The organism is Xanthocytophaga flava, from assembly GCF_030068545.1.
Classification (GTDB): domain Bacteria; phylum Bacteroidota; class Bacteroidia; order Cytophagales; family 172606-1; genus Xanthocytophaga; species Xanthocytophaga flava.
Genome location: NZ_JASJOR010000042.1, coordinates 53,661 through 61,292, shown reverse-complemented (window position 1 = coordinate 61,292; position 7,632 = coordinate 53,661). Strand labels below are relative to the sequence as shown.

The window sequence follows — 7,632 nt, the reverse complement described above, 5'->3', positions numbered from 1 at the left end:
ATTCGCTCGATGTTCAATCTTGAACTGTTGGCTCATTAGCAAAGTATGAACCGTAGAAAAGAGGGTTTGTATTTTCGTTTCCATACTTACTTAACCCAATACTTAACTCTTAAGTTGACAGCATTGACCGATCACTTCATAAACATATTCGAATAATGTTCAGATTAGCTATTGACCTAAAGTCTGTTCATTCAAGAAAGTGAACAGACTTTAGGTCAATGGTAAGACATATCAGAATTCTGATAAACTCGAAAAATTACCGGAATTCTAATAATGCCTACAAGCCATTAAAATTTTGATAGAAATAAGAACTAATACACTTACTTCGGCTCAAATAAATAAGGATCAACTTATCTAATCTGAGCGAAGTGACTGAGTGGGATTGGCCAAGGCTGACCGAATGGCGCAGATAAGATTGGTTCTGACAGGATATTATCCAGATTATTCCAGCTGGCAGTAAAAAGTCTACCTCCCAGAACCAGTATCTTTTATCCTTCAATCCGGCCATCAAACAGGTTGATGATCCGGCTTCCATACGCAGCGTTTTTCTCAGAGTGCGTTACCTGAATGATGGTTACGCCTTCCTGGTTTAACTGTTTGAACAGATCCATAATTTCTTCGCCTTGCTTGCTGTTGAGATTACCTGTAGGCTCATCAGCAAGGATTAGTTTGGGTTTGGTAATGATGGCACGTGCTATACCTACTAACTGCTGCTGTCCACCTGATAACTGGCTAGGGAACAAATCTTTTTTTCCTACCATATGAAAACGGTCCAGAATGTCGGCTACGAGTGATTGCCGCTCAGACGATTTCATGCCATGATACAACAGGGGTGTTTCAATGTTTTCATATACAGTTAACTCATCAATCAGATGGTAGGCCTGAAACACAAAGCCTATGTATTTTTTATAAAGTTCGGACCGCTGCTTTTCACGGATTTTATGTACAGGTTGTTCAATGAAATAGTACTCTCCTTCTGATGGTTCGTCCATCATACCCAGAATATGTAACAATGTTGACTTTCCCGAACCGGATGGGCCCATAATGGAAATAAATTCGCCTTCCTGTACGTCAAAGTTCACATCCCGTAAAATAAATGTTCTTCCAGCTTTAGAATCGTACCACTTGAATACCTTGTTGAGTTGTAATAGCATGATGAATTAGTGAATGGTTAAATAGTTTTTTACTAAATAGTAATATCTGTTTTCTTATACAATGCCTTTTCAGGATTTTATTGTTTTTTAATTAAGTTATCTAATCTTTCTTTCCTGTATTTTTTCAATTCTATCTATCTATATGAAAGCTTATTTTTTCTGAATATCACTCTTCCAACCACTTACTTTTCTTTTGCTTGTCCAAAAGAAAAGTAACAAAAGAAAAAGACACCTCCAGCGATGCTTCTACCCGCAAGGCTAAAGGCTAACCTCGCCGCAGGAGGCCAACGCACCTACACGTCCATACATGATTGAAGTTAACTTTACTCTCTTTGTAACATTGGAGACAGATAGCTTTTTCATTCAAGTTATATCGTTTATTCATTCCTAAGTGAATTTACTGGATTACTTAAGGCAGCTTTGATCGTTTGAAAGCTTACTGCCAGAATAGCAACGCCCATAATACACACTCCAGCCAAAGCAAAAATCCACCAAGAGATTTCTATGCGATAGGCAAACTTCTGCAACCATTGATTCATCAGGTACACACTGAGTGGAATGGCGATTACAAATGCAATAAGTATCAGTTTCAGGAAATCTTTAGAGAGTAATGTAAAGATGTTAGCAACCGTAGCTCCAAGCACTTTCCGGATACCAATCTCTTTGGTACGGCGTTCGGTAGCAAACGCTGCCAGTCCGATGAGTCCCAGGCAGGAGATGAAAATGGCCAGTGCACTAAAATAGCCAAACAGCTTGCCTAATTGTTGTTCATTCATATACAGTTTTTCCAATCTATCATCTACATATGTATAGTCAAATTGCCTATCCGGGAAATGTTTTTTCCAGATAGACTCAATCTGAGCGGTAGTCTCAGCCAGTTTGCCCGGTCTGATACGAATCAATGGGTATCCATAACTATAGTGAGCATTGGCTCTTAAAAGGATGATTGGGACTTCATTATGAAAAGAAGTACTATGGTAATCAGCCATTACCCCAATGATTCTGCCCTTCATTCCATTAAATTGAATAGAAGCACCAACAGGATTTTTTAATCCTAATTTGCGTGCACCTGTTTCATTGATAATAAGTGATTTGCCAAGGTCTGTTGTTTCATATTTTGTCCAGTCCAGTTGCATCAGTGAGTCAATATTTATTCGGTCTACCGCATAACTCATGTCAAAGTCTCTTCCCTCTTTCAGGGGTATCTGCATGGTTTTCAGAAAGTCAAAATCAGCTCCTAACCCATATACAGTAGCAGCCTGTCCTGGATTAAGAGGATCAGGTACTTTCATAGACATACCTCCGGAGGTCATGTCTCCAGGTCCCCATTGGCTTATGGTCATGGATACAACATTGGGATTTTGAAGAATTTCATGTTTAATAGCTGTAACGTCTTTGTCTACCCAGCCCTCAATATGCAGGAGATTATCTTTATAGAATCCCAGATTTTTATGATTGATAAAATACAATTGCTTGTATACTACTATTGTGGCAACAATCAGTAATGTTGAAACAAAAAACTGTGTCACAACCAGTACCCGGCGGAGATTACCCCGATCATTAGCCTTGCCAAAGAAACCCTTGAGAACATTCGCAGGTTTATAGGAAGATAGTAGTAATGCCGGATAGATCCCTGTAAGGATGCTCACCAAAAAAGTAACAAGAGCCAGGCAAAGGAATAAAGGAATGCTTTGGGTAAAGTTGATGGTAAGTGGCTTGCCGATAAATGTATATAACACAGGTAATGTGAGTTTGTACATCCACAAAGACAATAACCAGCACAATGCAAAAAAGCCAACGGACTCAATCAGAAACTGCCAGATTACCTCTCTCCTGTTTGCCCCTAAGACCTTGCGTAAACCTGTTTCTCTACCTCTTTGTAATGATTGCGCTGTGGTGAGATTGACATAGTTGATACAGGCAAGGAGCAGTAGGAAGACTGCTATTACAGAAAACAGGTAAATATACTGCATGTCACCCAGACTGTCCGATCCGTCATTATCTATTGCATGAGATTTTAGATGGACTTCCTGAAGAGGTTGAAATGCCAAACGTATTTTTGTCTCAGATTTTAGCAGTGTAGTAAGATAAGCAGATGCTTTTGCTGCCAGTTTTTCAGGGTTGACATTCTCATTCAACAGTACATATTGCGGATATACATTGCCAAAAAGAGAAAGCTCATCATAACTGGCTGCATATTTTTTCAGAAACAAAACATCAGCATACAAGTGAGAATTGGTAGGGATATTTTCGATAACCCCTGCTATTTTAAACGATTCGGGAGAATCAGAGTTTGATACCCTGGGAATGATTTTTCCAATCGGATCTTCTTTACCAAAAAGCTGCTGTGCATATTTTTGGCTAATCACTAGTGTATTGTTGTTGAAGTCTACAGAGCTGATGCCTCCTTCCAGAAAGTGAAAATCAAACATCGGAAAAGCATCTGATTCTACTGCCCAGGTTTTGGCTGGAATAGTTTTGTTACCATACTTGAACTGCCATTCCAGATGATTGCCACGGGTATATGCCTCAACTTCAGGAAACTTGGTGTGTAACGTATTGGCTACATGAGAAATCAGAAAGGCTGATTTTTCTTCTGCTGTGCCATTTTGTTTCACCTCGACCAGACGAAATAGCTGATTCTTTTTACTCCAGTGTTTGTCAGCGGAGACTTCATCAAGAATATAGGTGGTAATCAGCAGGCAGGCTGTTAAACCCAGTGTAAGACCTAAAAGATTAACTGCGGAAATAACTTTGTGTTTCCAGAAGTTTCGTATAGCTATTTTCAGGTAGTTCTTTACCATAGGTAATGGCTTGTTTGGGTGATACCGATTTGTGATATGCCAATATAAAGCCAGATTTTGAGAAATGCGTTTTTAGCCCGCTGATGCAGAAAAGAGGCATATAAAAACGAAAAGAGTGTCCGATTGCGGACACTCTTTGTTCATTGACGAACGCATTTCGTGTTTATGTTTTCTATGCTGGACAACCTTAAAAAAGTATGCTATTTTCTTTTAAGAGTATTATCACCCAACGTAATCCATTTGCGCAGGCTACCTGTACCATTATTCACTACTGTAGACTCACCAAACGCTGTCATACGTATACGTTCAGAGGCATATAGGTCCATAAGCGTTTCGCCAAACAGACTGGTTTTAATAGTTTCACTCTGTAGTTTTTCAGCATGGACCTTATTCTCACCAAATGCATTGTATTTTTGTGCTTTTGCTGTTCCACTATAAATATCTACCCGGTTTTCGCCAAACAAGGATACTTTGAGTTTTCGGGCTTTTAAGCCTGCCAGTTCCACTCTGTTTTCACCGTATAGTTTAAGCTTTAGTTTCTGTGCTATAAGCGTATCATTGCAGGTAAGGTCCTGTTGTCCACGCATCTCTACATAGTTCAACTGGCGATAGGTGACATAGGCTCTCAGATGGGCTCCCGGATATAACCGTCGCCAGTAGGTAGCTTCCTTCCAGTTGCCTTCCTTTTTAGAATCAGTGATTTGTGCATCTGTTAGATACAACCGCAATGTTTTTCCTTTGGTTACCACATTAATCTTATCAGGTGTTACATTGTGGTATTCAATACGAACACTCTCTTTCTCTCCTTTGATCAATATCACATCAATAAGCGGACTGGAAACAATTTTATTGAACTCCGGGAGATCTTTAGTCAGGGTTTGGGCTTGTGTAGTAATAGTAGCTGCCAGTGCCAATCCAATCAGGCAGGTGAAAAATGTTTTCATAGAGTCATAATTAGGTTTGGGAATCCTTGTTTCAGGTAGATGCATATATTTTTGCAGAGGTTGCATCTACCTGAGAAGATTGTTTAAAAAATCACTCTGTTTTCAGAGATTTTACCGGATTGATCAATGCTGCTTTCACTGCCTGGAAACTTACTGTAAGGAATGCTATGAGGAGTGCCATACATCCTGCAATTGCAAACATCCACCATTGTATCTCAATACGATAAGCAAACTTTTGCAGCCATTCATTCATGGCATACCAAGCTATAGGTCCTGCAATGAGAAGTGCGATGAGTACCAGTTTCAGAAAATCTTTGGATAATAGTTGCACAATATTGGTAATGCTGGCTCCCAGTACCTTCCGGATGCCAATCTCTTTGATGCGTTGTTCGGCTGTAAATGTTGCCAGTCCATATAGTCCCAGACACGAAATAAAGATGGCAATAAAGGTAAAGTAGCTTACAATAGTACCCATGCGTTGCTCTGTATCATAGTTCCGCTGAAAATCCTGATCCATGAAAGTGTACTCAAAGGGTTCTTCCGGATTGAATTTTTTCCATTGTGTTTCCATGAATTGCAGCATATTTTCCATTGAAGAAGTATTCACATTGACAACCATATAGTTATAGTTTTGATTTCGATCTAATAAGAAACCAAACCGACCAATTGACTGCTGCAGGCCTTCATAGTGGAAGTCTTTTACAACACCAATAATTTCATAGTCAAAAACCTCATTGTTCCAGTCAAAGTGCAGTCGCTTTCCTATGACGTTTTCAGGTGTATAACCAAATGCAGCTACTGCTTTTTCATTAAGTACAATGCGACTGTTCGTGTCTGCAGCAAAGTTTTTTGAAAACGGACGTCCGCTGATTACTTTAAAGCCAAGTGTCTCAATGAAGTTATAATCCACATCATTCAGTTTCACATTGACAGATTCTGCCCCGGTTTTTCCGTCTGTATAGAAATTTTGGTCACGAGCCGAAAATATACCTGGATAAGATCCGGCTGCAGCAGCTGAAACTACCTGGCTGTTCTTTTGTATCTCTGTTTTGAGGGCTTCATAACTGCTTTTAGTTGTTTTGGTACGCAGTGGAATAACAACCTGTTGGGCTTGCTTAAAACCAAGAGACTGATCTTTCAGGTAATTCATTTGTTTCCATACTACCAGTGAGGCCAGAATCAGGATGATAGAAATTGAAAACTGAAATATAACAAGTCCTCTACGCAGGTTAACAGCTGCCAGTGTATTGGTAAATTTCCCTTTCAACACTTTAATAGGTTGAAAAGAGGCCAGATAAAAAGCCGGATAGCTACCTGCAATCAGACCTGTAATTATTGCCAGGGCAATAAATCCCAAAAAGGTAAACACATGTTGAGAAACCTCAATGTGAATAGAAGTGCTGGCTAACTGATTAAAAACCGGAAGGAATAAAAACACTAATACACTGGCAATGACCAGACCTAATATACTTAGTAATAGAGATTCACCAAGAAACTGACTGATCAGCATTGCTTTTTCGGCTCCTACCACTTTACGTATACCTACTTCGGCAGCTCTCTTACCAGAACGAGCAGTAGACAGATTCATGAAGTTGATACAGGCGATCAGGAGAGTAAAGATGGCGATAGAAGTAAGCAGATAAACATAGCTAATACTTCCTTTACCAGCCATTTGTCCATTATCTTCTGATTTAAGATGCAGATCAGAAACTGCCTCCAGAAACTGTTTTTTCTTGAATCCAGCTGCTTTCATATCTGCTCCCGCATATTTATTAATAAAAGCAGTTAACTTTTTCTCTAGTGCCTGAGTGTTGGAGCCTGGTTGTAGCCGAATGAATGTATAAAACATATTGTTGAAGGCGAAGTTGCGGGCACTTCGTACATAAGCCCCCATTTCTCCGCTACTCAGAGACATAAAAAATCGCCCGTCAATGGTTGATAACTTATCAGGTCGGAATACACCGGTGATTTTAAAATCAATGTTACCATTGCTGCTGGCAATATGTACAATCTTGTTTAATGCTGATTGATTACCAAACAGCTTCTGCGCAATCTCTTCTGAGACAACTACAGAATTAGGTTCATTCAATGCTGTGTGAGGTACACCTTCTATAAATTTGTATGAAAATAGATCAAAGAAGGTTGAGTCTGCCATATACCCTTTGGACTCATAAAAAGACTTACTAACCTTTCCATTTTCTGCAAGTTTAAAAATCGCCTTATCTTCATTAAAAGGTACAAATACACGGGTTGCCTGTTCTACTTCCGGAAAATCAGCTTTCAGCGTAAATGCCATAGGTGCTGGAGTATAAGGCATATTCTTTGTCTGATCTGTAGTGACAAACGTTGTTCCTACCCGATACATATCTTCAGATCGGGTGTGGTGTTTGTCATAGCTGATTTCGTTTTGCACATACAAAAGAATAAGCATACAGCAAGCCATTCCTACAGATAGACCCAGAATATTAATGAATGAGAATGCTTTGTTCTTCTGAAGGTTCCGGAAGGCGATCTTAAAGTAATTGCGTAACATGAGCAGAGTTGCAGTTTAGTTGTGCCAAATCTCTTACAAATGGTTTACCAAAAAAATAAAAGGCTGTTTTTAGAAAATTTACAACATGTTTGGATATCTGAGGTTATAATGGTGTTCGTATTCGAACACCATTGTCCAGTTACGTACATCCTTAAGATAGTGTACAAAGCAAAAGGGATTGGTATTCCCCAATCCCT

Annotated in this window: 4 protein-coding genes; all 4 read right to left on the bottom strand. The window is 39.4% G+C overall.

Annotation, left to right across the window (positions count from 1 at the left end; genetic code table 11):
- Positions 1–488 precede the first annotated feature (488 nt).
- Complete coding sequence (locus QNI15_RS35410; RefSeq protein WP_313981101.1) at positions 489–1,154, bottom strand: ABC transporter ATP-binding protein; 666 nt, start codon at positions 1,152–1,154, stop codon at positions 489–491.
- A 377-nt stretch (positions 1,155–1,531) separates the two neighbouring features.
- Complete coding sequence (locus tag QNI15_RS35405) at positions 1,532–3,958, bottom strand: ABC transporter permease (protein WP_314036607.1); 2,427 nt, start codon at positions 3,956–3,958, stop codon at positions 1,532–1,534.
- A 200-nt stretch (positions 3,959–4,158) separates the two neighbouring features.
- A complete protein-coding gene (locus QNI15_RS35400; protein WP_314036605.1) occupies positions 4,159–4,902 on the bottom strand; it encodes a head GIN domain-containing protein in 744 nt (247 codons plus the stop codon).
- 91 nt (positions 4,903–4,993) lie between these two features.
- Positions 4,994–7,435, bottom strand: a complete 2,442-nt coding sequence (locus QNI15_RS35395; protein WP_314036603.1) for an ABC transporter permease — start codon at positions 7,433–7,435, stop codon at positions 4,994–4,996.
- Positions 7,436–7,632: the final 197 nt, after the last annotated feature.

What these genes read in the sequence shown, in the direction of transcription:
- QNI15_RS35395 (WP_314036603.1), bottom strand. Translation starts at nt 7,435, where the DNA reads ATGTTACGCAATTACTTTAAGATCGCCTTCCGGAACCTTCAGAAGAAC.
- QNI15_RS35405 (WP_314036607.1), bottom strand. Translation starts at nt 3,958, where the DNA reads ATGGTAAAGAACTACCTGAAAATAGCTATACGAAACTTCTGGAAACAC.
- QNI15_RS35410 (WP_313981101.1), bottom strand. Translation starts at nt 1,154, where the DNA reads ATGCTATTACAACTCAACAAGGTATTCAAGTGGTACGATTCTAAAGCT.
- QNI15_RS35400 (WP_314036605.1), bottom strand. Translation starts at nt 4,902, where the DNA reads ATGAAAACATTTTTCACCTGCCTGATTGGATTGGCACTGGCAGCTACT.